The following is a 26,310-nucleotide window of genomic DNA, read 5'->3' on the forward strand; positions in this document are numbered from 1 at the left end:
AAAACTTTACGTTTTCTCTTTTTGGTATAGAGTGGGTGTTTCTTATAAGTGAATTACCTCATCATAAGCAGCAGCTACAGCTTCCATTACCGCTTCTGACATGGTTGGATGTGGGTGAACTGTTTTTAAAACTTCGTGCCCTGTAGTTTCTAATTTACGTCCAAGTACGGCTTCGGCAATCATATCGGTTACACCTGCACCAATCATGTGACAACCTAACCATTCACCGTATTTAGCATCAAAAATAACTTTTACAAAACCTTCTTTGTTTCCAGCAGCTGATGCTTTACCTGAAGCAGAGAATGGAAATTTTCCTATTTTTAATTCATATCCAGCTTCTTTAGCAGCTTTTTCTGTCAATCCAACAGAAGCTATTTCCGGAGATGCATAGGTACAACCAGGAATGTTTCCGTAATCTATAGGTTCTGTATGTAATCCTGCAATTTTTTCTACACAAGTAATTCCTTCGGCAGATGCTACGTGAGCCAGTGCTTGACCAGGAACTACATCACCAATAGCGTAGTAGCCAGGAATGTTAGTTTGATAAAAATCGTTTACAATAATTTTATCTCTGTCTACAACAATTCCTACATCTTCCAATCCTATATTTTCAATATTTGACTTGATTCCAACTGCAGATAATAAAATATCAGCTTCTAGTTTTTCTTCACCTTTCGCTGTTTTTACAGTTGCAACAACACCGTTACCAGAAGTATCTACTGCTTCAACAGATGCGTTGGTCATTACTTTAATACCAGATTTTTTTAAGGCATTTCCAAAGGCTTTAGACACGTCTTCGTCTTCTACAGGAACTACATTTGGCATATATTCTACAATAATAACTTCTGTACCTATTGAATTGTAAAAGTGTGCAAACTCAACCCCAATAGCTCCAGAACCTACCACAATCATTTTTTTAGGTTGTTCTGGTAATGTCATGGCTTGTCTGTAACCAATTACTTTTTTACCATCTTGTGGTAAGTTTGGCAATTCTCTAGACCTAGCTCCAGTAGCAATTACAATGTGGTCTGCATCGTATTCTGTTACGTTTCCATCAGCATCGGTAACGTCTACTTTTTTACCAGGCTTTATTTTTCCTGTTCCGTTAATGACGTCAATTTTATTTTTTTTCATCAAAAATTGAACACCTTTACTCATTCCTTCTGCTACCCCACGAGAACGTTTGATAATTGCATCAAAATCTTTATCAATAGCTTCGGCTTTTAAACCATAATCATCAACGTGTTTTAAGTAATCGTAAACCTGAGCACTTTTTAACAAAGCTTTGGTTGGGATACATCCCCAGTTTAAACAAATACCTCCTAAAGATTCTTTTTCTACCACAGCTGTTTTGAACCCTAATTGAGAAGCTCTAATTGCTGTTACATATCCTCCAGGACCACTTCCAATAACAATAACGTCGTATTTCATGTGTTTATTTTTAAAATCTATTGATTGTAATTTTTAATGTAAGCAAATGTAAGCATTACAAATTAGTTTACATAGCTAATTAAAAAGGAAATTTAGAGTGCAAAAGCCAAGCTTTTTGAATCTTTGCAGATGTAATTAGGTGTGTTAAAATTGAGTAGAAATTCAATACCCTATGTTTTGTTTTAAAAAAATAAGTAATTTTACCAATTCGTATTGATATATTAATGATAAGGTAATTAAAAACCTATGGGGGTTTGTTATGAATCTATGAAATTTGCCTGTTGAATAATGGTTGTTTGAATGACTAATTCTAAAAAGGAGACTTCACATTTAATCCAAGAGCTAGAGAAAGGCAATGAAAAAGCTTATTTGTCTTTGATAGAGGAATACTATCAAAAAATGTTTGTCTATGCACTGAGTTTAGCAAAGGAACAGGCTTTGGCCGAAGATTTGGTTCAAAATATTTTTATGAAGCTTTGGGAACAGAGAACAAGGTTGGTAATTAAAGATTCACTTCAAAGTTTTTTGTACAAATCGGTGTATAATGACTTTGTAAATCACTACAAAAAAAAGCAAACTTCTGTAAAATTAGATCAACTATACTTACAAACACTAAATCAATTTACAGAAGATGAAAGGAGTACAGAAACAGAAGATCGACTTTTGTGGATGAAAAAAGCGATAGATACATTGCCAAACAAATGCAAACAGGTGTTTTTGTTAAGCAAACAGGAGGGGTTAACCAATGCCGAAATAGCTGCTTATTTAAAAATATCTATCAAATCTGTAGAAGCACATATTACCAATGCATATAGTATTTTAAGAGAAAAAACAGCAGATGCTATTCAAAGTCTATCTTAATTTAGGGCATAAAAAAAACCGTCCGAAGACGGTTTCCTTGCCATGATTCCACAACAAATCACGGCTCCCTAAAACAAAAGTTATTTATCGGTTACGTTGTTTTTTAAACGTACGGATAATTCTGTGATATTGTTGATGAGTTTGTTTTTCCCATTCGTATTTTTAATCAATTGAAAGCTGTCGTATAAACTTCCTTTGGCGGTGTAAGCATTGTAATGTATTGTATCATTTGCCACAGTTAGAATTTGAAATAACTGAGTGTTTTCTCCTCGTTTCACCATCCAATCTTGATCTTGTGATTGATACATTTTAGGTCCACTAACAGAAACCGTATACACAGCTCCTGCATCTTGTACTACTGTTTTTCCTGCAGCTTTGTTATTGGCAAAACCTCTAGCATATGTATGATCGTGACCTTGTAGTACCAAATCTACTCCGTATTTGTCTATCAAAGGTTTAAAGGCTTCTCTAAGTGCTTCGTTATCTCTTCCTTTTGCGGTAGAAAAAATAGGGTAGTGCATGGTAATGGCTGTCCATTTTTGTTTGTTGACACGCAACACTGAATCCAACCACTTTGTTTGTGCTTGTCTTGAGTAAATGTTGTTTTGAAAACTTTGGGCATCTATAGAAATCAACTTTAAATTTTGATAGTCTATTGCGTAACAAGTTTCCATAAGCTCTTCCAAAGGACCGTGTTCGGGCAAGGTAAATTGTGGTCTCCACAAGGCAGATAATTTACTGCGATTGGTTCTTTTGTCGTACTCATGGTTTCCAGGTGTCATTATGCTAGGTACCGTAGCATGAATAAAACTACCTGCGTAAAACCATTCTCCCCACTCTCTATCCGATTCACTATGATTGATAAGGTCTCCTGCATGCAACATAAAGTCTACCTCAGGCATCATTTTGTACGATTTACGTACAATTCTAGACCACATAGATTTAACATCATTCTGAGCATCACCAAAGTAGATAAAACTAAAAGGGGTATTTTTATCTACAGGGGGAGTTTGTACTTGAAACCATTCACTCCATGTAGCTGCTTTAGATTTACCAAACCCGACACGATATACATATGTTTTTCCTGGTTGTAAGTTGTTTACAATGGCTGAGTGATATGCAGCCTTTACTCTAGGTTCTTTATCTCTTGTATTTTCTACTTCTATAAAAGTTGTTTTTGCTTGTATGTTTGTTATACGGCCTTCGCTAAAAAAATCAGGACCGTGAGTTTCTTCTGCATACTGAACATAAGCCGTGTCTACCTGTTGGTTAGTTCTCCAGTTAATAGCAAAACTATGAGCAGGATCTTCGGTTAGGTTGATGATGATTCTATCGGGTACCTGTGAAGGGAAAATCAATTTGTGTGCAGGAACTTCAGAATGAGTATCATAATGACTATGGCCATGATGTTTACGATGTTCATGTTCATGGTGCTCATCGAATGTGTTAGTATTTCCACATCCTACAAGTATTGCCGTTGCTAGTACGGTGTAAATTGATTTTTTCATTCGGTGTTTTATTCTATATTATTTTTTAAACAAACAGGGGGTTTATGGTATTTACCCCTGTTTGATAGATTTTTTGTTTATTGTAACAACCACATTTTAGACCACTGGTCGTTGGTTGTAGGATCCAAATTCTGAATAGCTTTTAGCATATTTGTTTCATTATATGGGTCGTTGTATGGAAAACGCAAAGGGGTTTGTTGTCCTTTGGTTCCAGAAATTATATGTGTATTTAAATCAGGATATCCCGTTCTTCTCCAATCAAACCAAGATTCGTAGGTTAGCCATAAAGCAATCCATTTTTGTTCTAGGACAGGAGCCAGTTTGTCAACGGCATTGTTATATCTATTTACAGCATTGTTCAAATAACTGGCTTGGTTATAGCTAACCAAACGATTTGTAGTTACATCGTACACAGCTTCTGTATCTCCGTCCTGAATTTGATATTGTGCCATAGACAGTTCAATTCCTTTTTGATAAAAGGTGACAGCGTTTTGACTAATATAGCCTCTGATACTTGCTTCTGCCAATAAAAATTGAACTTCTGAAGCGTTCATTATGGTAGCATTTACCAAAGGATGATTATTTTCTGCGTACATAGCTGCTAAATAAGATGTGTGTGGATTGGCAGCTGCATTTAAATAAATAGCAGGGGCTAGTTGTGCAACGTCATCTTTAATTTCACTTAGTGTACCTCCTAAATTAAAATCATTAGGAGCACTTAATGCAATAGGCAACCCTACAAATAAATTAGTGTTGATGTCGTTTTCTAAATTGTCATCAGTATTTATAGCTGTAACATCTAAATCAATAACTCTTTGCAAACGACCATTTGAAAGTATGATTTCGTTTGTAGTTCCTTCTTGTAGTTGAACATCTACCGGTTGTACCCACTTGGTTAAACGAGGGTCGCTAAGGTCGGTAAGCAGGTTTACCAAAGTAGCCGATGGTTTTCTTCTGTAAAATTCAGAACGGTTGCTGTAGTGTAAAGCTCCACCAGGCCAACTATTGTTACTGTCGGTACCTATGTAAGCCACCAAAGCGTTGTCGCTGTTATTAGTTAATATTGGGTTTTCTGTGCTGTTGTTTACTATAGCAGCAATTTGATTGGAAACATTTAAATCGGCCTCATTTTTTTCTGACAATCGCATATAAAAACGCAAGCGTAAAGAGTTGGCTAATTTTCTCCATTGTTGTCCATCACCTTTATAAACCACATCTGCATCTATAGCTTCGGTAATTACAGGAGTGTTTTTTAGGAGTTCATTTGCTTGTTCTAAATCGTTTAAAATACCTATAAAGATGTCTTTCTGAGCATCATATTCAGGCTTAAAGTAAGTATCTCCTCCTTTTTCGGCTTGCAATGCATTGCTGTAGGGAAGGTCTCCAAAGGCAGAAGTAAGAAACCCAAAGTGATATGCTTTTACAATCAATGCTACCGCTTGATAATAGTTTTTAATTTCGTCCGATTTTTCGTTGTTTGCTCTTTCGTAAATGTACTGAGCATCTTTTAACGGCTGATAATACTCATTGAACCCTTTGGGTGCCCATTGATAATTATTTTCTTCGTAGCTGGTAAAGTCTCTTTGTAAATATTGAGTAGCTGCAGACAATTCTCCCCATTCGTAAGAAATTTGAGAATTGCTAATAGCTGTTTGAGTCAAAACACCAGTAAGTACAAATTTGATGTCTACCTCGGTGTCGGGCAAGGTATTGGGACTGATATTGATATCATCCAAAGATTCGCTACACGAGCTAGCAAACAATGTTACCAACAAGGCTAGCAGATAGATATGTTTATATATAGTTGTAATTTTCATTTTGATTTCTTTTTTAAAAGCTAACATTTAATCTAAATCCCATAGGAATGGTCCAAGGGGCTAAATTCCATTTTTCAAATCCTTGATTTCCGTCGTTATAAGCCAACTCAGGATCTATACCAATACCTGCTGCTGTCCACAGCATTATGTTTTTGGCATACACAGACAAGGACACATTGTTTGCAGAAATATAGTTAGCAATCTCTTTAGAGAATTTATAGGTTAGGGTAATATCTCTCATTTTTACAAAAGAGGCATCGTATAGAAAGGCATAGCCAGTTCTCCAAAAACTACCGCTAGATTCTACCACTCGGTAAGAATCAAAGTAACGTGTTCCTGGTCCTCCAAAGTTTTCTGTGTACGTTCCGTCTCCGTTATCTATAACACCAGGAAAAAAGGCTCCATTGTAGTTTCCGTTGTACTCAAAACCACCTAAAGCTTGGCTTCTACCTCCTATCCAAACATCGTTGTCTCGGTATGCAGGGTTGTTTTTAATAGCCTCTGCCAAAGCATCAGCATCTCCTCCGAAAGAATTTGCGTTTAACACTCCTGAAAAAGTGCTAGAGCTAATTCCGTTATGCCAATTTTCTATTTTACCAGAACGAGCCATACGTTTCATAGATTCAGAGAAAAAATCGCCTCCTTGTCTCCAATCAAAACTAGCAGAAAGAGTTAGGTTTTTATAACTCACAGAAGTAGTCAACCCAACAGCAAAATCGTTGTTAAAATTCCCTACTTTTATTTGGTTTTCTTTGGTTCTATCAACAATCCATCGACCATTAGCATCTAATAAATTCCATCCTTTGTAGGGACCTTCTTCTACCTTTTTGATGTATGGCGAATACAGATCTCCAATAGTTCCTCCTACACGTGTAAAAGCTCCCATGTCAGTTCCTCCACCAAAATCTACACGGTCTATTCCTTCTGCCAAGGCCACCAATTTATTACGTTGTCTGGTAAAGTTTAGGTTTAAATTCCATTCAAAGTCTTTAAATTTTACAGGGATGGCATTTAAGCCCAATTCAATACCAGAATTCTCTACATTACCTGCGTTAATGGTTGTACTAGTGTATCCTGTTAAAGGAGATACAGCTACATTAAGAATTTGGTTTTTATTTTGTGTTTTGTAATAAGTAGCATCCAACCCTAATCTTCCGTGAAAAAAGCTAATATCAGTTCCGAACTCGTACGAAGTAGCAATTTCGGGCTTTAATTTGGTATTGGGCATACTGCTTGGCAAAGAGTACGTAAAATCGTCTCCCCAATAACCTTGAGACAATGTAGGGTTGATTAAGTACGGAGAAGTATCTTTACCTACTTGTGCCCAACTAGATCTTAGTTTTAATAGAGAAATCCATTGAGGCAAATTGAACATTTCGGATACCAAAATACTAGAAGAAACAGAAGGGTAAAAGTAAGAACGGTTTTCTTTTGGTAAGGTACTAGACCAATCGTTTCTTGCAGTAAAATCAATAAAAGCAATATTTTTATAACTTAATGAAAGCAAACCATATATACTGTAAATTGCTTTTTTAAAGGTACCACTTGTATATTGTAAACCACCTCTAGCTACATTGGCCAAAGTATACAATCCTGGTAAAACTAAATTGTCTCCACCAGCATTAATTATTGTGTTGTTTTGATGCATGATGTTGGCCCCAAAAGAAGGTTCTATACGGAAATCTGCCAGCTTTTTTTGATAAGAAAAAAGTACGTCTAAGTTAGATTCTCTAGCCTCTGAATTGTTAACATAATAGGAGCCAAAAGGTTTGTTGTTTCCAAAACCATCAAAAGACCAAGGTCTGATAATTTCTGTTTTATTGCTAGTAGTGCTAACTGCATAACGAGCCATTGCATTGAATTCAGGAGTAATTTCCCAATCTAGTTTGATGTTTCCAAAGGCACGGACTTTGTTAAAAGTATTACGTCTTTCGTTGGCAGAAAACCAAGGGTTGTTATAACCTTCGGTAACTTTATTTTGTTTTGCATTGTTTACTTCCCAGTAATTTCCTTTTAAATCATTGATGTTGATATGAGGTGCAATGTTATAAATATCAAAATATTGATCGTCATTACCAATAGATTCTACAGGATAATTGTCAGATTTTGGATTGGAAATATTGATGTTAGTTCCAATTTTTACTCGATCCGTAATCTTATAAGTCGTTGCTAAATTAATCCCTAATTTTTTTAACTCCGTTCCAGGAGTAAATCCTGATCCATCTAAGTGAGAAATAGACAAACGAAAATCTCCTTTGTCATAAGCTCCTGCTACACTAACATCATTAATAGTGGTAACTCCAGTTTTAAAATAATCTTGTAAACTGTTGTCGTAAAATTTTAGAGGAATGGCTTGTCCGTTACTGTTGTATTGCATGGCTAGCGTTCCTTCTTCAGCTCCGTACCAATGCTGCCAAGTAGCTTCATCAAACTGACCTTTTTGTCCGTTGGTAAATCTATTTTGCAAATCTATATACTTGTATGGAGTATTAAATGTTGTGGTTGTGTTAAAACTTACACCAATTCCCTTTTGGGCTTTAGTTCCCGATTTGGTGGTAATTAAAATCACTCCGTTTCCTGCTCTAGATCCATATAAAGCAGCTGCACTTGCTCCTTTTAATACCGATATATCTTCTATATCCATAGCACTAATATCTCCTAACACTTGTGTGTCTCCAATAGGGGAGCCATCTATAACAACCAAAGGTTCGTCGTTACCAGTTAAAGAATTTCTACCTCTAATGTATACGTAGGTGTCGTTGCTTAAATCATTTCCACCACGACGGATGTCTAATCCAGAAATTTTCCCAGACAATCCTCCCAACACGTTTTCCTGAGGCACTAAATTTACTTTCTCACTACCTAGCTCACCTACGGCATATCCCAAAGCTCTTTTTTCTCTTTTCATTCCTAGTGCGGTAACAACTACTTCGTCCATTTTTTCTATAGAAGGCTCCAAAACAATTGTTAAAGGATTCTGACCCATAACTTGGACTTCTTTAGTGTGCATTCCCGAGTAGGAACATACAAGTATTGTTGTTGTATTAGGAACCATAATACTAAACGTTCCGTTCATAGAACTCATCACTCCTTTTGTAGTTCCTTTTAACATTATAGTAACTCCAGGCAAAGCCAATCCTTCATTATCTTTTACAATTCCTCTTACTTCAAAATCTTTTTTGGGAGACTTGTTTTTCGTGTCCGTTTCTTTTTTTTTCTTCAAAATAATATGTGGATCCGAAATTTCATAAATGGTTTGTGTATTTTTAAAAAGCAAGTTTAGCGTAGGTTTTATTGCTTGATTTCTAACTTGAATGCTTACTTTTTTCTCTAAATCAATATCTTTAAGATTGTAAAGAAATCGATAAGCGGTTTGGTATTCAATTTCATTCAGTACTTTTTCTACCGTTACTTCTTTAAGGTTAAGTGTAATTCTTTTTTTAGAACCAAAAGATTCTTGCGCTTTTAGGTAGCCAAAACTGACCAAAAAGCATAGGACGGTAAATTTAATTTGTAAAGAGTATGTAAATAAACTCTTAATTTGTGTTAATTTTTTCATAATTTTGTAAAACGTTAATAAGATGAGTGTTTTTTTCGCTCATTTTTTTCTTAAGTGGAGGATGTTCCAGCATCTTCCATTTTTTTTGCTCTCTTTATTCTTTATCTCATAGGCAACGGTCTTTTTAGTGAATAATGATGTGATGTTTCTCAGGGGTGTCATACGTAAAACTAAAACTCAATTGAAAAGTTTTAAGTATTGTGTGAATGTCTTCATCAGAATCAAAATTTGCGTTAAAATATTGCTGATTTAATAATGAGTTATTGGTTTCTATTTTAATGTTGTAATTACGTTCCAAACGTTTAATGATATTGTGAAAAGGAATGTTTCTAAAAATAAGCTGCCCATTTCTCCAACTAGTATAAATACGTGTGTCTACAGGTTTGGTGGTATACGTTTTTTGTTGTTGATCAAAAACCCCTCTAGTACCGGGCTTAATTAAAGTAGCTGTTGTTAGATTGAACTCCTTTTGATGGTACAACCCAACAGAACCTTCTACCAAAACAGTAGCAATTTTGTTTTCTTCTGGATAAGCAGACACGTTAAATTCTGTTCCTAAAACACGTACATTAAGTTGGTTAGCATTTACAATAAAAGGCTTTTGTTTGTTCGTTTCAACATCAAAATATGCTTCTCCTATTAATTTTACACTACGATGTGTTGTCTTTTTAAAGTGCGATGGGTATTCAATCACTGAGCCAGAGTTTAAGAATATATGAGTGCCATCAGCAAGAACCAGTTCCATGCGTTTGCCATAAGGCACTAGTAATTTGCACCAAACAGCAGGAGTATTTGCTCTGTTTTTAGCAACAATAATTTTGTCATTTTTTTGTACACAAACCACATGTCCTTCTTTGGTTACTATGGTTTTGTTTTTTCCTTCTTCAATAATTTCTACTTTGTCATTGTCTATTTCTAAAACAATATTTTCTGCAGTAAAATCATAAGATTTGTTTTCTGTACCAGTTATTAAAAAATATCCAATTCCCAAAAACAATAGGAGCAAAGCAGCGTATTTTACTATTCTTAGGTAAATAAGTTTTGATTTTTTGGATGGATTTGTAGTTAAAGACTTCTTCTGCTGTGCTATAAAATCAGCTTTATTTTTTAAGACATTGTTTTCTATTAGTTGATAGTGTAAAGTAATGTATTCTTGAAACAATTCTTGATGCTCAGGAGTTTCAGCCCAACGTTCTAATAGACTAAGTTCCTTAGCGGTGATTTTCCCAGATAAGTATTTTATAATATACTTTTCTATTTCTTCTGATATCATATATTTTCTTTTACATCTATTAAGACAAGGCAAAACAGAAATACCCTAGAAAATTTATGTTAAAAAAATATTACGAACTTTTTTCAGTTCAGGATAAAAAGGTAAGATGTTGATTTTTAGTATTGTATTTCTAGTTGTAAGTATTGTTTTTTTTAGGAAAAAAAACAGGGTCTAGGATTTGGTAACGTTTGGCAATAGCATAAATACCTATATTAATGCATAAGTGTAGCAGTAACAAACACAACAAAGCATATAGAGGAACACCTAAAAATTGAAAAGGCCAATAGTAAGTCCAAACACCTAAGTTAATGGTGATAATTTCTCCAAAAGCTGGAAAAATAAGAGCGAGTACAAAAGTTATCCAAAATTTTTGTTTTAGACTAGGAGTTTTTAAGGCTGTAAAGAGTTCCTTTTCTAGTTTATAGATATAACTAAAAGCCAGCATCCAAGCAAAAGGAAGCCACAGGGGCAGGTGTGTACTTACATCATGATATGCCCAATAACCATTAAAAGTTCCCCAATATTCTGCCAAGATTCCTAAAATTCCAGTAGCAAACATACCAATAGGAACAATCCAGTATTTATTGTCTTTTGAAAAACCTAAACTGTATAAGGAATGAATCACTTTTAAGAACAAAATCACTGCAACAATTTTGTCGTTAGCATGCAAATAGCCAATAAAAACACCGGCAATACAAATTTTTACAAGTGCTTTTAAGAGTGCTATGACTATGGTTTTGTTCAACGAGTTTGAATTAAAAATTACATTCTTTCAGGAACTTGAATTCCTAAAAGGCGAAAAGCAGATTGTATTGTGTCTGCTACTTGTTTAGACAATTGTGTTCTAAAAACCTTTACATCTTTGGCTTCGCACGCTAAAATTGGTGAGCTTTGGTAAAAGGAATTGTATTCTTTTACCAAATCATAAGTATAATTTGCAATTAAAGCAGGACTATGATTTTTGGCAGCCAACTGAACGGTTTCTGGATACAGTTGTAATTGTTTGATAACTGACAGTTCTTTATTACTTAAATGTACATCTTGTGGACTAGAAAAATCAAAATCAGCTTTTCTTAGTATAGACTGAATTCTAGCATAGGTGTATTGAATAAAAGGCCCTGTGTTTCCGTTAAAATCAATAGATTCTTTAGGGTCAAAAAGAATACGTTTTTTTGGGTCTACTTTTAGGATGTAGTATTTTAACGCTCCCATACCAATAATTTTGTACAATTCTTCTTTTTGTGCATTGGAATAGCCTTCTAATTTCCCTAACTCTTGAGAAATTTCTCTGGCTGTGTTTACCATTTCTTGCATCAAATCATCAGCATCTACCACAGTACCTTCTCTAGACTTCATCTTTCCCGAAGGCAAATCTACCATCCCGTAAGAAAGATGATACATGTTGGTAGCCCAATTGTATCCTAATTTTTTAAGGATTAGAAATAAGACTTTAAAATGATAATCTTGCTCATTTCCCACGGTGTAAGTCAACGCGTTGATATTAAACTCCTGGAAACGTTGAATGGCAGTACCTATATCTTGTGTTATGTAAACAGATGTTCCATCTCCTCTTAAGACTAATTTTTCATCCAAACCTTCATCCGAAAGGTCTATCCAAACAGAGCCGTCTTCTTTCTGGTAAAAAACACCTTTCTCTAAACCTTCTTTTACAATGTCTTTACCCAATAAGTAAGTGTCACTTTCGTAATAGTTTTTATCAAAATCTACTCCAAGAGCTTTGTAGGTGCTGTTAAAACCTTCATAAACCCATTGGTTCATTGTTTTCCATAATTCTACAACAGCAGTATCACCAGCTTCCCATTTACGCAACATCTCTTGGGCTTCAAGTAAAATAGGAGCTTGTTTTTTTGCTTCATCTTCTGTACTTCCTTTGGCAACTAAATCGTTAATTTCTTTTTTGTATGCCTTGTCAAAAGCAACGTAGTAGTTTCCTACCAATTTGTCTCCTTTAAGTCCTGTAGATTCAGGTGTTGCTCCGTTTCCAAACTTTTGCCAAGCCAACATACTTTTACAAATATGAATTCCACGATCGTTAATAATCTGAGTTTTGTATACTTTTTTACCTGCACCTGCAATAATTTCTGCTACTGAGTAGCCTAACAAGTTATTACGCACATGACCCAAATGTAAAGGTTTATTGGTGTTTGGAGAAGAGTATTCTACCATTACCGCTTGGTCTTCTTTTGTAGGAAGTACTAAACCATAATTTTCGGTTGTATACATTTTGTAAAAGCTATTCACAAAAAAGCTAGGGTTGATAGAGAGGTTTAAAAAACCTTTAACCACATTAAAATCTGTAACCAAGTCTATTTGCTCTTTTAGGTAGTTCCCTATTTCAGTTCCTATTTGTACTGGATTTCCTTTTACAAATTTTAAAAAAGCAAAGACAACAATCGTAATATCTCCCTCAAACTCTTTTCGGGTTGCTTGGAATTCTACTTTAGGAATTTCTGTCTGATAGACATCAATAAAAGCTTTTTTTACGGCTACTTCTAACTGATTTTGTATGCTCATGTGACTCGGTTAATTTAAGCCGCAAAAGTAAACAAATTAACAAAAAGAAAGAGAACAAGGTTTATACTTTGTAAAATAAACCTGCGAAAAAGCAGGTTGTTGTTTAAAGAATAGGTGAGGAAAGTCAATAATAGCCATGTAAAACTACGTAAAAACGCAGTTTAGGTTGATTTTCGTCAATAATAACACGATTGTATTGTGAAATTTAATGTTGAAACTCAGAAATGTTATAATTTTAGCTTCATATACGTAAATCACATTCACCCATGCCTCATAACCACGCATTTACTCAAAATTTTATCAAAATACTAGACAAAGTGTTTAGTGGAGTAATGCTGCTTTCTATCGACGGAAAAATTTTGGACTTTAACAAAGCCTGTTTGTACATTTTAGACAAAGAGTCTACAGATATCAAAGGAAAGAATTTTAAAGAACTTGTGCCTAAAGAATTACAGTTTAGTTATGACTTATACATAATGAATTGTGAGAGAGCTTTAAAAATGAATGTGCGTAATAAGTTTGAGTTCCCTGTACAGACTAAAGAAGGTGAAATAACGGTTGAGATAGAATGTAACAAAAGGTTTGTTTCTGAAGAAGATCAGAGAACTTATATGTTGATGACCTTAAACGACATAACCAAACAGAAAAAAATACAAGAGGAGTTAGAAACACAAAAAAAGTCTAAACAAGAAGTGTTAGACGAGTTAAAAATGCAACAAGAGTTAACAGAAATGAAAACCAGGTTTGTTACGGTTGCTTCTCACGAATTTAGAACTCCCATGGCTAGAGTATTGTCTTCAATTGAATTAATTGAGCGTTATTTAAAATTCGACCCAAGGCTTTGGGATAATTTTCAGCACAAAGACAAAGTACAAACTCACTTTTCAAAAATAAAATCTTCTATCAATTCCCTAACCGCTACGTTAAACCAATTTCTATCAATAGGAGAGTGGGAAGAAGGAAAAACAGAATATAGAGAAGAAGATTTTGATTTAGAAAGAACTATACTAAATTGTATAAAAGAAGTTACTCCTAATTTAAAAGAAGGACAACATATACTTTTTGATTTTAAATCGGACCTAAAAAACGTGTGTTTGGATCAGAATGTAATGCGACATATTTTAAACAACTTGTTGTCTAACGCCATTAAATATTCTCCACAAAACAAAAATATACACGTAATCTCGTTTGTTAATGACGAAGAAATCTTTATTTCTATTAGAGACGAAGGGTATGGTATTCCTAAGGAAGATCAAGAAAATTTGTTCCGAAGGTTTTTTAGAGCTAAAAACGCAACAGACTTTACAGGAATAGGTTTAGGCCTAAACATTGTGAAAAAATACGTTCATTTAATGGATGGAAAAATTAGTTTTGAGAGCTACGAAAATAAAGGAACTATTTTTGATATTACTTTTCCTAGAAGAAAAGCAATGTTATTAGGAAAAAATAACGACAATTTAAAAGAACTTACTTAAATTAGTCATCCTACAAATCTTGCGTATTTCTTACGTTGTTTTAATGATAAAAATTATATGAAGAAAATACTTCTTATTGAAGACGATATGATCGTCCGAGAAAATGTGTATGAGTTAATTTCTCTTGTTGGTTATGATGTTGAAGTTGCCGAAAACGGAATGGTAGGTGTAGCCAAAGCAAAATCTTTTAAGCCCGATTTAATTATTTGTGATGTAATGATGCCCGAACTAGATGGTTACGGAGTGTTGTATGTACTTTCTCAAAATCCAGAAACAGCCACAATTCCCTTTATCTTCTTAACAGCAAAATCAGAAAAAGATGATTTTAGAAAAGGAATGGAACTTGGTGCAGATGATTACTTGTTTAAACCCTTTGAAAGTACTGAACTTATTAATGCTATAGAAGGAAGGTTAAAAAAGAATGAACTGCTAAAAAAACACTTTAGTCCTAGCGGAGAAGGTTTGGAATCTTTTTTACAAGAAGCCAAAAAAATGGTAACACTAAACGATATTAAAGAAAAATCGGATTTGTACAGATATTCTTCTAAAGAATACGTTTATAAAGAAGGAGAGTGGGCTAATTTTGTATACTTTATACAAAGAGGTAGGGTAAAAACTTATAAATATAACAACGAAGGAAAAGAATATATTACTTCTGTGTTTAACGAAGGCCAATTTTTTGGATTTCAACCTATTTTAGAAGACAGGCCTTATGATGAGATTGCAGAAGTCTTAGAAGACACCCAATTAATAAAAATTACCAAAGAAGATTTTTTAACATTAATATACGAAAACAGGGAGGTTGCTCAGCAATTTATGAAAATGATTTCGATGTCTTTAAGTTCTAAAGAAGAAGACTTAATGCTAATGGCCTATAGTTCCGTAAGAAAACGTGTCTCTAAAAAATTACAAGAACTGTTACAAGACAAAGATGAAATTACATTGTTAAGAACAGATTTGGCAAAATTAACGGGAACTACTAAAGAGAGTTTAACAAGAACACTAACGGAGTTTAAAAATAGTGACATCATTAAAACAGAAGGAAAGAAGATTATCTTAATAGATCGCCAAAAATTACAAAAAATGGATATGATTTGGTGATTTAAATCAACAAATATAGATACTGACATAATGTCTTGACTGAAATCAATTTTGTATCATGTTTAAATCAATTAGATCAACTTATAAAAGTTTGATATTTGAGATATAAAAATGAGCAAAGATGATATTAAAGAAAAACATTACCCCCGCAGAGTTTGACAAATTGATTCAAGCAGAAAGTATTAATTGTGCATCTATTTACTACCCAATTTGCCCAAATTATCCTTTCAACCAAAGTGAAGAAGAAGCAGCAAAACATTTTCAATCGATTATTGAATTGTTGCAACTAGAAATGCAATCACAAGGATTGTGCTCTAGTACTATCTTAAACATCATCAGTTTGCTTACGCCCCTAACCCAAGCTTCTTTTTTTAAGGAGCAACATGAATGGATTGGAAAAACCTTAGTTGTTTTTTCCGATGAAATCCACGTGAACTGCTATCTAGTCGACAAAAAACTAGAACCTTATGCACACATCACAAACAATTACTATGTATTGCCTCTTTTTGAATTGTTAAACACACCTAAAAAAGTAAGAACTAGAAAAAGAGTTGCTACAAGTGCACTTACTATTGATAGTTTAGACAAAATTATCCCTCTAGCTTTTGAAAAAAAGATAGAAACACTATGCCTATCCCTAAAAAACAGTGTTTACGGAGTGTACGACGAGATTAACAAAACTGTATTGATAGACAATTATATTAGCTATCATAATATGTCTTTGTTTAATCTAGCAGCCATAGCAACCTATCTTAATGGTGGTAAAGTTTCTATTATTGAGGAGGATGCTATGATCCATGCAGAGTTAAGGTAAAGAAATAATTATTTTTAATTATTTCTTTACCTAAATTCCACGAGCCTTGGCTGACAATGCTGATTCGTCTAATATTTTGATAGATTTACCTTCTAAATCTATTAAGTTATCTTTTTTAAATGAAGATAAAATACGTATAGCAGATTCTGTGGCTGTACCCACAGCACTGGCTATTTCTCTACGACTTAGTTGTATGTTAATAGTATTGTCGTTAGCCACCCCGTAGGTTTCTTTTAAGAAAAGAATCAAGTCTGCCATGCGTTGGTGTACGTTGTTGGTAGATATGTTGGTAATGGTGTTGTTGGCTTCTTTTAAATCGCTACAAACGGTTTTAAACATTGCGTTAGAAAATTTTGGATTTTCATCTAAAGGTTTCTGAATCAACTCTTGTGGAATAAAACAAGCAGCTACATCATTTAAAGCTGTAGTAGTAATGGTACTGGGTTCTTTTGTGATGGCAGAATGATAACCAATTAAATCTCCTTTTTTTGAAAACTTTACGATTTGTTCTTTACCGTTTTCGTTTAACTGAGACAATTTACAGACTCCATCTTTAATACAGTACACACCGTTGGCAAATTTTCCTTCAGAAAAAATAACTTCTCCTTTTTTAAAAAGATGTACATCTTTAGAGTCAGAAATTTTAGTTAACTCTTCTTTTGTTAAAGCTTTTAGGTTATTGAATTGTTTTATCAAGCATTGTTCACATCTATTTTGCACAATATAGGGGATTTTATAAACGATTATTTCAAATATACAAAACTAAAAACACTCGTTTGCCTAGTTTATGATAATAATCATTGCTAGCTTTTTGTTTTATGTAGAATTTTACTACCTATAAAAACAACAACGATTGGCAACATGTTACCACTGCGGAGATTCCGCCAAAACTATAGATAAAATAGACTATGATGGTAAACTGTTTTGTTGTAACGGCTGCAAAACGGTATATCAAATTTTAAGTGATAATGATTTAACGGATTATTATACTTTAGAAAAAAATCCAGGAAGTACACCTTTGAGCACAACCGAAGACTACTATTTTCTGTCAAATCCTAAAGTAGTTCAAAAAATAGTAGATTTTCAAGAAGAACATCTTGAAGTAGTAACTTTGTACATCCCTAAAATTCATTGTAGCTCGTGTGTTTGGGTTTTAGAAAATTTACAAAAAATACACCCTTCTATAATAAACTCTAGAGTACATTTTTCAAAGAAAACGGTACAAATAACCTACCAAACAGAAGTAACTTTATTAGAGGTGGTAAACTTGTTAGCTACTATTGGCTATGAGCCTTACATTAGTTTAGAAAACGAAACTAAATCAGAAAAAAAAGACAATATGGCCTTGTACAAACTGGCTGTTGCAGGTTTTGCTTTTGGGAACACTATGTTTTTGTCTTTTCCTGATTATTTTGGAGGAACAGATGTCTGGTTACAAAAATACCAACCTTTGTTTACCTTGTTAATGCTAGTATTTTCAATTCCCGTGGTGGTTTACGCAGGTAATGAATACTTGATTTCAGCCTATAAAGGACTAAAAAAGGGAATATTAAATATAGATGTTCCAATTAGTATAGGAATTTTGGTGCTTTTTGGTCGAAGCACTTACGAGTATTTATCGGCTACAGGACAAGGGTATTTTGATAGTTTAGCAGGATTGATTTTCTTTTTATTGCTAGGAAAATATTTTCAAAAAAAAACATATCATTTTTTATCCTTCGAAAGAGATTTTAAATCTTATTTTCCTATTGCGGTAACCGTTTTGGTAAAGGATACTAAAGTGGTGGTTCCCGTAAATGAAATCCAAAAAGATGATTTGCTATTTATCAGAAATAAAGAAATTGTACCTACAGACGGAATTGTTATTAAAGGAACTCCTTTGTTGGATTATAGTTTTGTTACAGGAGAATCTAGATTGATAGAAAAAAAGTCTGGAGATAAAATTTATGCAGGAGGTAGACATCAAGGAGAGGCTATTACTATAAGAGTTACCAAAACAGTAGATCAAAGTTATTTAACTAAATTGTGGAGTCAAAACACGTATGCTGATGCATCCAAACTTACCCAAATTACCGATGTAATTAGTAACTATTTTACCATTGGTTTGTTAACTGTTACCTTGCTATCGGCTTTGTGTTGGTGGTGGGTAGATTCCAATCAAATCATCAACGTTGTTTCTTCTATTTTAATTGTAGCGTGTCCTTGTGCTCTTGCTTTGTCTGCTCCGTTTGCTTTGGGAAATGTGCTGCGTATTTTAGGAAAAAAAGGATTTTATATCAAAGACAGCCATGTAGTTGAACATTTGGCAAAAATAAAAACCATTTTTTTTGATAAAACAGGAACTTTAACTGCTCGCAATCAACAAGAGTTAAGTTATGTGGGGACTGTGTTAACGGATTACGAACTGTCTTTGATTAAATCATTAACTCAAAACAGCAACCATCCTTTAAGTAGGGTTTTATCCGATACTATTAACGGGGAACTTCTAAAGTTAGATTCTTTTCAAGAGCTTGAGGGAAGGGGGTTGCAAGCAGAAAAGGAAGGGGTAAAAATAAAAATTGGATCTGCAAGATTTGTTTTGGGAACTGACGAAGCAACACAAAAAGAAAGTAGAGTGTATGTTTGTATAGGCCGTTCTAAAACAGGGTATTTTAAATTTGGAAGTACTTACAGGAAAAGTATTTTTAAAACCTTAAAAAGCCTACAAAAAAAATATAAGATTCACATTTTGTCAGGAGATAGCAATGCCGATCAATCTTATTTAGAAAAACAGTTGGCCACCGATACTCAGTATTATTTCAATCAATCACCTCACAACAAATTGGCTTGTATAAAAAAAGCTCAGCAGCAAAATGAAAATGTAATGATGGTAGGAGATGGACTAAACGATGCTGGGGCTTTAATGCAAGCTCAGGTAGGAATAGCAGTAGCAGAAAATGTGAATGTGTTTTCACCTGCTAGCGATGCCATTATTGATGCTAGCCAACTGGTTTTATTGCCTAAGTTTATGAAGTTTTGTGAGCAAAGCATTCATGTTGTTCGCATTAGTTTTGTATTGTCTATACTTTACAATATCATAGGCTTGTACTTTGCCATCACAGGAAAATTAACTCCATTAATTGCAGCTATTCTAATGCCGTTGAGCTCAATTACCATTGTTACTTTTGTTACATTGGCTACAAATATTTGGGCAAAAAAACTATTCAAATCATAAGGCACACTTTACCCAAAAGAACGTTATTTTATTTTTAGGTAACGTTCTTTTTCTTTGGAGTCTAATAGGGTTTTAATTTCATCATATCTTTTGCCGTTTATGAATGTATGATCATCAATCATTAACTGTATGTTCTTAGCAGATTTAAAACTTTTAATGGCTTCTTTTTTTGATTGAATAACATTATCCCCCGTTATTTTTAAATACCCTTGTCCATATCCAATAGAGATGGCTGCATCTGCCATACCCGAAGTAATTTGGTTATTGATGAGCGTAACATTCCCAGAACCCGAAGCGTATTTTTCTTCCTCTGTCAATTTTCTTCCCGTTCCATGTCCAATCTTATCGGTAGCATACAATAAGATAGCTACATCGGCCATACATTCAATTTTGTTATTTTTAACCAATACATTTTTGGTTCTGTCTTCAAAGTGCAAAGCTTGGGCATACGAACCTGTTCCTCCTTTAAAGTTTGAATTTTCAATGCATACATTTTGTGTGTTGGCCAAAGCAATATTAAAACGACTAGCAAATCCAAAAGAACAGTTTTTAATATGGATGTTTTTATGCTTAACAATGTTTGCGTGAGGATTATCTAAACTGATTTGATGGTCTCCTTTGATGAACTGACAAGTATCAATCACAAAATTTTCTAGAACGGGACAATCCATGGTTTGTAAGCTGAATTTAGTATTGTTAAACGTACAATTTTTGATAAGTACATTTTTGTACTTTCCTTTAAAATTGATACCTGTGTATTTTCCGTTTTTAAAATAGCAATTTTCAATAGTAATTTTTTTTGAAGTGTGTGGCTCGTTTTGAAAATACAATTGTTGCATCCCTTGTTCAAACTGTAAGTTTTTAATGTTTATGTGCTGACTACTTACCTTAAATAAAAAGTTTTTTTGATGAGTTCTAGTAATTTTAAACAACGAATCTCCTTGTATTTTCCCTACAATACTGATCTTGTTCTTTTTAATGTGAATAGGATTTTCGTCGTTATGCAATACAATATCCATATCAACAATAACTACATCTCCTTTCTGAGCTTTTTCATAAGCACTAACAAATTTTTGGCGATCAGTTGATCCTTTTTGTTTAGAAACTAAAATTTCTTTGGCTAATAAAGGAAGTGCAATAAAAAAGCAAATAGTGGTGCTAATAAAAGTCTTTAAAAATAGTTTCATAAGTAGGTGTTTTAACACTTGCAATAACTCATTTTTTGATTTGTCTTTGGGACAATCTTGTTTTTTTAAGAAATACGAATGTGTTTTCTACGCGATTTTTTTATCAGGGGACAAATAAATAGTAATTTTAAGGAACATTTTAAAAAAATCTTAAATACATGAGAACCCTAAAATTTAAAAATAACGATCAAATGCCCGCCTTTGGTTTGGGAACTTGGAAATCGGGTGAAGGAGAAGTGTACAATGCTGTTAAAATTGCCATAAAAGAAGGGTATCGCCATATTGATTGTGCGGCTGCCTATGGGAACGAAACAGAAGTTGGAAAAGCAATTAAGGAAGTGATTGAGGAAGGAATCGTTACTAGAGATGAGTTGTGGATAACTTCTAAACTTTGGTGTAATATGCATGCTAAAGAAGATGTGTTCATCGCTCTAAAACAGTCGTTAAGTGATTTGCAGTTAGAATACTTGGATTTGTATCTTATCCATTGGCCTATCGCTCAAAAAAAAGAAATTCCTTTTGTTAGTGATGCTTCACATTTTATTCCTCTAGAAGAATTGCCTAATGAAACCACTTGGCAAGCCTTGGAAGAAGCCGTAGCTATGGGATTAACCAAACATATTGGTGTGTCTAATTTTGGTCCTAAAGCGCTACAACAGTTGCTAGACAACTGCACCATCAAACCCGAAATGAATCAAGTGGAATGCCATCCGTATTTTCAACAATCAGAATTGATTTCTTTTTGCCATAAAAACAATATACACATTACGGCATATGCACCTTTGGGTTCTGGGGATAGGGCTGATAAATTTAAAAAAGTAGACGAGCCTATTTTATTAAAAGATTCAGTAATAAAAGAAATTGCAGCTGCAAAAAACGCTAGTATAGGTCAAGTACTTATTAGTTGGGCTTTGCACAGAGAAACTGCTGTAATTCCTAAATCTGTAAACCCTAGCAGAATTGCAGAAAACTTTAAAGCTCAGAAGGTAGTATTGTCAGACGAAGAAATGAAAACAATTGAAGGTTTAGACAAAAATTATCGTTTCTTAACTGGTGAACATTGGGTGTATGAAGGAAGTCCATATACTTTAGAAAGCATTTGGGCATAGTCAGAATTTTTTTACATCAAAATACAATCGATTGATATTTGGAGTAACAAGAGCAAAAGTCCTAGTCACAAACTTGTCTAGGGCTTTTTATTTTTCTTCAAATAGGTGCTTTAACAAGGTTTTAATACCCATAACAAATAGGATAATAGCAGTAATAGCCAGTACAATTCCAATTATCAAAACAAAGACAATGTCTCCTTTTTGTAAAGCCTTATAGCCTATGTTAATGACTATGGGACTTAATATCAATAAAAAAAGAGTTCCTACCATTAAGTTGATTCCTTTGCTTAAATGTTTACTTTGTCTCATAATTCAAAAAGGTCAATACGTTTCTTACACTTCCGTGCTGTAAAAGTAATTTTTTTGCTTGGTTGTAGGGCAATTGAGCTTCTTTTACCAACATCTTGGTTCCCCTATCTATTAATTTTTCATTAGACAGTTGCATGTCTACCATTTTATTTCCTTTTACTTTTCCTAGTAAAATCATTGTACTTGTACTGATCATATTCAATACCATTTTTTGAGCTGTACCTGCTTTCATTCTAGAACTGCCTGTTATAAATTCAGGACCCACCGTAACCACCACTGGATAGTCTGCAGTTTGATGTAATGGACTTTGTGCATTCATGGTGATACAACCTGTAGCAATTTGGTGTTGTTTGCATTTTTCCAAAGCTGCAATAACGTAGGGAGTTGTACCCGAGGCTGCAATTCCAATAACCACATCGTTGTTTTGAATGTGATAGGCTTGTAAATCTTTCCAGCCTTGTAGAGTGTTGTCTTCAGCATTTTCAACTGCTTTTCTTATGGCCGTATCTCCACCAGCAATCAGGCCAATCACCAAATCGTGATGAACTCCAAAGGTAGGAGGACACTCTGAAGCATCTAAAATTCCCAAACGGCCGCTGGTACCTGCACCCATATAAAACAGACGACCGCCTTGTTTTAGTTTGCTAGCAATAATGTTAACTAAAGCTTCTATCTGGGGCAATGCTTTTTGTACTGCCAAGGCAACTTTTTGGTCTTCTTGATTGATATTTTGTAACAACTCCATTGCTGACTGTTGTTCCAAATTGTTGTAAAGAGAGTCTTGTTCTGTTGTTTTTATAAAATCCATGTTATTCAATATTCAGCTGTCGGGTTTGTTGATTTCCATTTTCATCTACTACTGTAATAGTATGTTTTCCTAAGGTAGGCACAAAAGCAAGTTCATGAAAATGTTGCGTTGTTTTTACAAACTTATCATCTACATACCAAAATAGTTTTTCGTTAGGTCTTTGATGAGCTACTTGAATCACCAAAGGTTGTTTTTTACCATCAAAATCTTTGGCTAAGATAAAACTTGTACTTTTAGTGGGAGATAAAAAATCCATTACACCAACCGTATTATTCAAACAGTTGGCTTGTACAGGAGGCAAACTTTTGTAGTTGGGATGACTTTTTTGATAATACCATGCCTGATTGGCTGGCAAAACAAAAAAAGTTTTGGTCTGTAAATTGTTGTTTTCTACACAATTTTTAAAAACTCGGTACTGTGCTTGGTCATCTAAAAATATTTGTTGATGATAGGGGCAAGGTAAAGTATGATTGGTAACTAAGGGAACCAGTTGTTGGGTGGTTGGGCAGTAAGGATTGGGTCTGTGTCCGCTAATTTCACAAACTTTTATTTCTTGTAAATCGTCTACCGGTGCTGTCAACCAGTTTTTGTTGGGTAGTTGCTCAAAAACATCGAACATTACAGGTGCTGCATGATGTACTCCTGTCATGTCAGCAATACCTTCTCCGTCTGCATTCCCTACCCATACACCTACTGCATATTGCTTGTTTACACCCAAGCTCCATGCATCTTTATTTCCAAAACTTGTACCTGTTTTCCAAGCAATTTTTTGTGCCGATGCGTAGTGTTTCCACTCTAGATCTTCATCAGGTCTTACAACCTCGGTCATGGCTTCAAAACCTTTGTAAATGCTTCCTGCATCAAAAACAGGGGGATCAAAAGTAGTTGTACCCAAATTTAAAGAGGTGTTTTTAAAAAAACTAGGAGATTGAAATTCACGAGTAAAATAAGTACTTTGATTTGCCGAAAAATGGTTCACGGTACTGGCTAAATTGGCATACGTACTTGTTAAGTCCCAAAGAGAGCTTTCTGCACCCCCTAAAATTAAAGGCAAACCATAACAATCAACAGATTTGTCTATACCATTAAGTTGTAATCTATTAAGGTCATGATGAAATTTTTGCAACCCAAATGCCTGAAGCATACGAACAGCGGGTACGTTTAAGGATTGTGCTATGGCCTTGTTTGCAGGAACAGCTCCTGCAAAATTACGGTTATAATTTTCAGGACGATACTCCCGAATTTGTGTTGGAACATCAGCAACTAACATTTTGGGCAACAGTTCTCCTTCGTGCATCATGGCCATGTATAAAATAGGTTTTAAGGTGCTCCCCGTACTACGATGTGCTTGTATTACGTCTACGTATTTTTGATTTTCATTGGATGTTGGACTGTTTCCTACATAAGCCAAAACCTTTTTTTGAGATAGGTCTAAAACCAACACGCCCAAATTGTGTATGTTGTTCTGTTGGTATTGTTGATGATAGTTTTTAACGATTTCTAAAACTTTGTGTTGAAGCACAGCATCGATAGAAGTTACCAAGCGTTTTCCTTTGTATTGTTGATGTAACAAGGATACTAAATGCTGATTTTCTAAAGGGAGTGGAACTGGTTTTTGAGGCAGTGATTCATGTAAAGACAATTGATAAGTTAGAGAATCAATTTTTTGTTGTTGATAGAGTTTTTGTAGTAAAAAATCGCGTTTTTTTTTCAAACGATTTTTGTTTTTACCAGGAAAAATTAAACTCGGAGCGTTGGGCAGTACAGCCAAAGTTGCACTTTCTGCCCAAGAGAGTTGGTGTGGACTGACACCAAAATATCGCCATGCAGCCATTTCTAATCCTACAACATTTCCACCAAAAGGTGCATGCTGTGCATAGGTTTGTAGTATTTCATCTTTACTGAATCTTAGTTCTAATCGAGTAGCAAGGATAAGTTCTATAAATTTTTCCCAATAGGTACGTTGTTTTTTTCTACTCAAACGAATGACTTGTTGGGTAATGGTGCTTGCTCCTCGTACTGTTTTTTGTTGTTGAATATTGGTTTGTACTGCTTTGGCAATAGCTATGGGGTTGAACCCTGGATGTTGGTAAAAATAAGCATCTTCAAATTGCAACAAACACGTTTTGAATTTGTGCGGAATGCTATCGGCTGCAGGAAACCGCCACTGTTCGTCATCGGCGATTGTGGCTCCAAGCAAACGTTGGTTTTTTGAAAAAAGCACGGTAGAATAGCTCACATCAAACAGTTGGGTGGGTAAACAGCAGGCATACCAAAAACACAAAATCAGTAAGACTAAGCTTATGATTTTGTGTTTTTTAAAATAAGAAAGTATACCTAGTTTTTTCAATACGCAAATGCCTTTTAAGGTTGCACCACCTGTACCCATTTTCCTGCTGTATGGCTAGCAAAATCTTCATCATACATGGCTTCAGCATGTACTCCTGGCAAATAATAATTTCCCAAATAAGTAGTGTTGAGTTTTACTTTGAATTTGATGGATTTGTTTGCTTTCAAATCAAAATAGTAATGAATGGCATTGTCTTGAATGTCTGTGTAATCTGCTTGATTATTTTGTTGATTTTCTTCAATAGCATAACGTGTGTTTACAATTTCCCAACCTGATGGAATTTGATAGGTAAGTGCAATGTCTTTCACTTCTCTATTGTAAGTGTTTTTTACTTCAACTTGGGCAATAAAACTAGTTCCTTGTGGCAATTGATCTATAGCAACTGTTTTCCCTGTTCCGTCAGTATATCGAACTAAAGTGGTTAAGTTTTTAGAAAAAGTCTCTTCTTCGTTCAAATCAGGAATGCCTTCTTGTACCAATTTTACATACAACGTTTGTTTTGACTGGTTTTCAATACGCAAAGGATTTTTTCCTTTCTGAATAGCTAATTTTTTCTGATAAAAAGAGGCTTTGCTTTCAATTTGAAATGTATTGTCATTTATTTCTACCTCTGCATTTAATCCACTTCCTTTTATTTGCTGGTAGTATTGCGATAATGCCAACAAGCATTTGGCAGTGGTTTGTGTATTGATGTATTGTTTTTTGTTCAACTCTTTGCTAATATCTTGCAATAGTGGAATTGCTTTTGAAGAAGCTCCCAGAGCTTGATAAGTTTGCAATGCAATGGATTTATTGATCAAAGTAGTTCCATGATTTATTTGGTATACTTGTGTATAATCAATCGTATTTGCTTGATGCAACAAAGCATTAGCAGCCTGTTTTTGACCGATGAGGGCATAAGCCAAAGCCAATCGCAATTTGGCAATATTAGACAGGTCTTTTGTTTCTCTTAAACGGTT

At 34.4% G+C, this 26,310-nt stretch carries 19 protein-coding genes; 6 read left to right on the top strand and 13 right to left on the bottom strand.

The features are described from left to right. Positions 1-42: 42 nt before the first annotated feature. Entirely contained in the window at positions 43-1,431 is a 1,389-nt protein-coding gene (gene lpdA, locus FS85_RS0102865) for a dihydrolipoyl dehydrogenase (protein ID WP_010134504.1), read from the bottom strand. 300 nt (positions 1,432-1,731) lie between these two features. On the opposite strand from lpdA, the gene FS85_RS0102870 reads away from it, so the two are divergent. Next, positions 1,732-2,292 carry an RNA polymerase sigma factor gene (locus FS85_RS0102870; RefSeq protein WP_010134505.1) on the top strand — a complete coding sequence of 187 codons (561 nt, stop codon included), beginning with the start codon at positions 1,732-1,734 and terminating at the stop codon, positions 2,290-2,292. Between the two features lie 80 nt (positions 2,293-2,372). Here the strand turns inward: FS85_RS0102870 and FS85_RS0102875 are convergent, their stop codons facing one another. The 6 genes from FS85_RS0102875 to argS form a co-directional block, all read right to left on the bottom strand. Next, on the bottom strand, positions 2,373-3,800 hold the full coding sequence (locus tag FS85_RS0102875) for a purple acid phosphatase family protein (protein ID WP_010134506.1): 1,428 nt from the start codon (positions 3,798-3,800) through the stop codon (positions 2,373-2,375). A 77-nt stretch (positions 3,801-3,877) separates the two neighbouring features. After that, positions 3,878-5,617 (bottom strand): SusD/RagB family nutrient-binding outer membrane lipoprotein, encoded by a 1,740-nt coding sequence (locus tag FS85_RS0102880; RefSeq protein ID WP_160162381.1) that lies wholly within the window; start codon positions 5,615-5,617, stop codon positions 3,878-3,880. Positions 5,618-5,630: 13 nt separating this feature from the next. Then, the gene (locus FS85_RS15005) at positions 5,631-9,176 is read right to left on the bottom strand and encodes a SusC/RagA family TonB-linked outer membrane protein (protein ID WP_010134510.1); all 3,546 of its coding nucleotides are present in this window, start codon (positions 9,174-9,176) and stop codon (positions 5,631-5,633) included. A 124-nt stretch (positions 9,177-9,300) separates the two neighbouring features. Further along, the gene (locus FS85_RS16045; protein ID WP_010134511.1) at positions 9,301-10,449 is read right to left on the bottom strand and encodes a FecR family protein; all 1,149 of its coding nucleotides are present in this window, start codon (positions 10,447-10,449) and stop codon (positions 9,301-9,303) included. Positions 10,450-10,579: 130 nt separating this feature from the next. Continuing rightward, complete coding sequence (locus tag FS85_RS0102895; protein ID WP_010134512.1) at positions 10,580-11,194, bottom strand: hypothetical protein; 615 nt, start codon at positions 11,192-11,194, stop codon at positions 10,580-10,582. 17 nt (positions 11,195-11,211) lie between these two features. Beyond that, the gene (argS, locus tag FS85_RS0102900) at positions 11,212-12,984 is read right to left on the bottom strand and encodes an arginine--tRNA ligase (RefSeq protein WP_010134513.1); all 1,773 of its coding nucleotides are present in this window, start codon (positions 12,982-12,984) and stop codon (positions 11,212-11,214) included. Positions 12,985-13,250: 266 nt separating this feature from the next. Here argS and FS85_RS15015 point away from each other — a divergent pair, with 266 nt between their 5' ends. The 3 genes from FS85_RS15015 to FS85_RS0102915 all read left to right on the top strand — a co-directional run bounded on the left by FS85_RS15015 (position 13,251) and on the right by FS85_RS0102915 (position 16,374). Continuing rightward, positions 13,251-14,459 carry a PAS domain-containing sensor histidine kinase gene (locus FS85_RS15015; protein WP_010134514.1) on the top strand — a complete coding sequence of 403 codons (1,209 nt, stop codon included), beginning with the start codon at positions 13,251-13,253 and terminating at the stop codon, positions 14,457-14,459. Between the two features lie 57 nt (positions 14,460-14,516). Beyond that, positions 14,517-15,560: a response regulator gene (locus FS85_RS0102910; protein ID WP_010134515.1), complete on the top strand. Its 1,044-nt coding sequence runs from the start codon at positions 14,517-14,519 to the stop codon at positions 15,558-15,560. 121 nt (positions 15,561-15,681) lie between these two features. Next, positions 15,682-16,374, top strand: a complete 693-nt coding sequence (locus FS85_RS0102915) for a hypothetical protein (protein WP_010134516.1) — start codon at positions 15,682-15,684, stop codon at positions 16,372-16,374. 30 nt (positions 16,375-16,404) lie between these two features. Here the strand turns inward: FS85_RS0102915 and FS85_RS0102920 are convergent, their stop codons facing one another. Then, positions 16,405-17,070: a Crp/Fnr family transcriptional regulator gene (locus FS85_RS0102920; protein WP_010134517.1), complete on the bottom strand. Its 666-nt coding sequence runs from the start codon at positions 17,068-17,070 to the stop codon at positions 16,405-16,407. Between the two features lie 157 nt (positions 17,071-17,227). On the opposite strand from FS85_RS0102920, the gene FS85_RS0102925 reads away from it, so the two are divergent. Continuing rightward, positions 17,228-19,588, top strand: a complete 2,361-nt coding sequence (locus FS85_RS0102925) for a heavy metal translocating P-type ATPase (protein WP_010134519.1) — start codon at positions 17,228-17,230, stop codon at positions 19,586-19,588. Between the two features lie 23 nt (positions 19,589-19,611). Here the strand turns inward: FS85_RS0102925 and FS85_RS0102930 are convergent, their stop codons facing one another. Next, a complete protein-coding gene (locus FS85_RS0102930; protein ID WP_010134521.1) occupies positions 19,612-20,775 on the bottom strand; it encodes a right-handed parallel beta-helix repeat-containing protein in 1,164 nt (387 codons plus the stop codon). 158 nt (positions 20,776-20,933) lie between these two features. Between FS85_RS0102930 and FS85_RS0102935 the strand changes: the two genes are divergently transcribed. Then, on the top strand, positions 20,934-21,884 hold the full coding sequence (locus FS85_RS0102935) for an aldo/keto reductase (protein ID WP_010134522.1): 951 nt from the start codon (positions 20,934-20,936) through the stop codon (positions 21,882-21,884). 87 nt (positions 21,885-21,971) lie between these two features. Here FS85_RS0102935 and FS85_RS0102940 read toward each other — a convergent pair whose 3' ends face one another. From FS85_RS0102940 to FS85_RS16685, 4 genes are all read right to left on the bottom strand, one after another. Continuing rightward, the gene (locus FS85_RS0102940) at positions 21,972-22,193 is read right to left on the bottom strand and encodes a DUF6095 family protein (RefSeq protein ID WP_010134524.1); all 222 of its coding nucleotides are present in this window, start codon (positions 22,191-22,193) and stop codon (positions 21,972-21,974) included. After that, complete coding sequence (murQ, locus tag FS85_RS0102945; RefSeq protein WP_029489225.1) at positions 22,180-23,001, bottom strand: N-acetylmuramic acid 6-phosphate etherase; 822 nt, start codon at positions 22,999-23,001, stop codon at positions 22,180-22,182. Before murQ ends, FS85_RS0102940 begins: the two co-directional genes overlap by 14 nt. A 1-nt stretch (position 23,002) precedes the next feature. Then, positions 23,003-25,390 carry a penicillin-binding protein 1C gene (gene pbpC, locus FS85_RS0102950; protein ID WP_010134526.1) on the bottom strand — a complete coding sequence of 796 codons (2,388 nt, stop codon included), beginning with the start codon at positions 25,388-25,390 and terminating at the stop codon, positions 23,003-23,005. Next, the coding region (locus FS85_RS16685) for an alpha-2-macroglobulin family protein (protein WP_010134527.1) at positions 25,366-26,310 on the bottom strand (945 nt) is incomplete at its 5' end. The genes FS85_RS16685 and pbpC, both read right to left, overlap by 25 nt.

Source organism: Ochrovirga pacifica (assembly GCF_000220525.1).
GTDB classification, from domain to species: Bacteria; Bacteroidota; Bacteroidia; order Flavobacteriales; family Flavobacteriaceae; genus Ochrovirga; species Ochrovirga pacifica.

Excerpts from the sequence above, each read along its gene's own strand:
- lpdA (WP_010134504.1), bottom strand. The coding sequence starts at position 1,431 with ATGAAATACGACGTTATTGTTATTGGAAGTGGTCCTGGAGGATATGTA.
- FS85_RS0102870 (WP_010134505.1), top strand. The coding sequence starts at position 1,732 with ATGACTAATTCTAAAAAGGAGACTTCACATTTAATCCAAGAGCTAGAG.
- FS85_RS0102875 (WP_010134506.1), bottom strand. The coding sequence starts at position 3,800 with ATGAAAAAATCAATTTACACCGTACTAGCAACGGCAATACTTGTAGGA.
- FS85_RS0102880 (WP_160162381.1), bottom strand. The coding sequence starts at position 5,617 with ATGAAAATTACAACTATATATAAACATATCTATCTGCTAGCCTTGTTG.
- FS85_RS15005 (WP_010134510.1), bottom strand. The coding sequence starts at position 9,176 with ATGAAAAAATTAACACAAATTAAGAGTTTATTTACATACTCTTTACAA.
- FS85_RS16045 (WP_010134511.1), bottom strand. The coding sequence starts at position 10,449 with ATGATATCAGAAGAAATAGAAAAGTATATTATAAAATACTTATCTGGG.
- argS (WP_010134513.1), bottom strand. The coding sequence starts at position 12,984 with ATGAGCATACAAAATCAGTTAGAAGTAGCCGTAAAAAAAGCTTTTATT.
- FS85_RS15015 (WP_010134514.1), top strand. The coding sequence starts at position 13,251 with ATGCCTCATAACCACGCATTTACTCAAAATTTTATCAAAATACTAGAC.
- FS85_RS0102910 (WP_010134515.1), top strand. The coding sequence starts at position 14,517 with ATGAAGAAAATACTTCTTATTGAAGACGATATGATCGTCCGAGAAAAT.
- FS85_RS0102915 (WP_010134516.1), top strand. The coding sequence starts at position 15,682 with ATGATATTAAAGAAAAACATTACCCCCGCAGAGTTTGACAAATTGATT.
- FS85_RS0102930 (WP_010134521.1), bottom strand. The coding sequence starts at position 20,775 with ATGAAACTATTTTTAAAGACTTTTATTAGCACCACTATTTGCTTTTTT.
- FS85_RS0102935 (WP_010134522.1), top strand. The coding sequence starts at position 20,934 with ATGAGAACCCTAAAATTTAAAAATAACGATCAAATGCCCGCCTTTGGT.
- FS85_RS0102940 (WP_010134524.1), bottom strand. The coding sequence starts at position 22,193 with ATGAGACAAAGTAAACATTTAAGCAAAGGAATCAACTTAATGGTAGGA.
- murQ (WP_029489225.1), bottom strand. The coding sequence starts at position 23,001 with ATGGATTTTATAAAAACAACAGAACAAGACTCTCTTTACAACAATTTG.
- pbpC (WP_010134526.1), bottom strand. The coding sequence starts at position 25,390 with ATGGGTACAGGTGGTGCAACCTTAAAAGGCATTTGCGTATTGAAAAAA.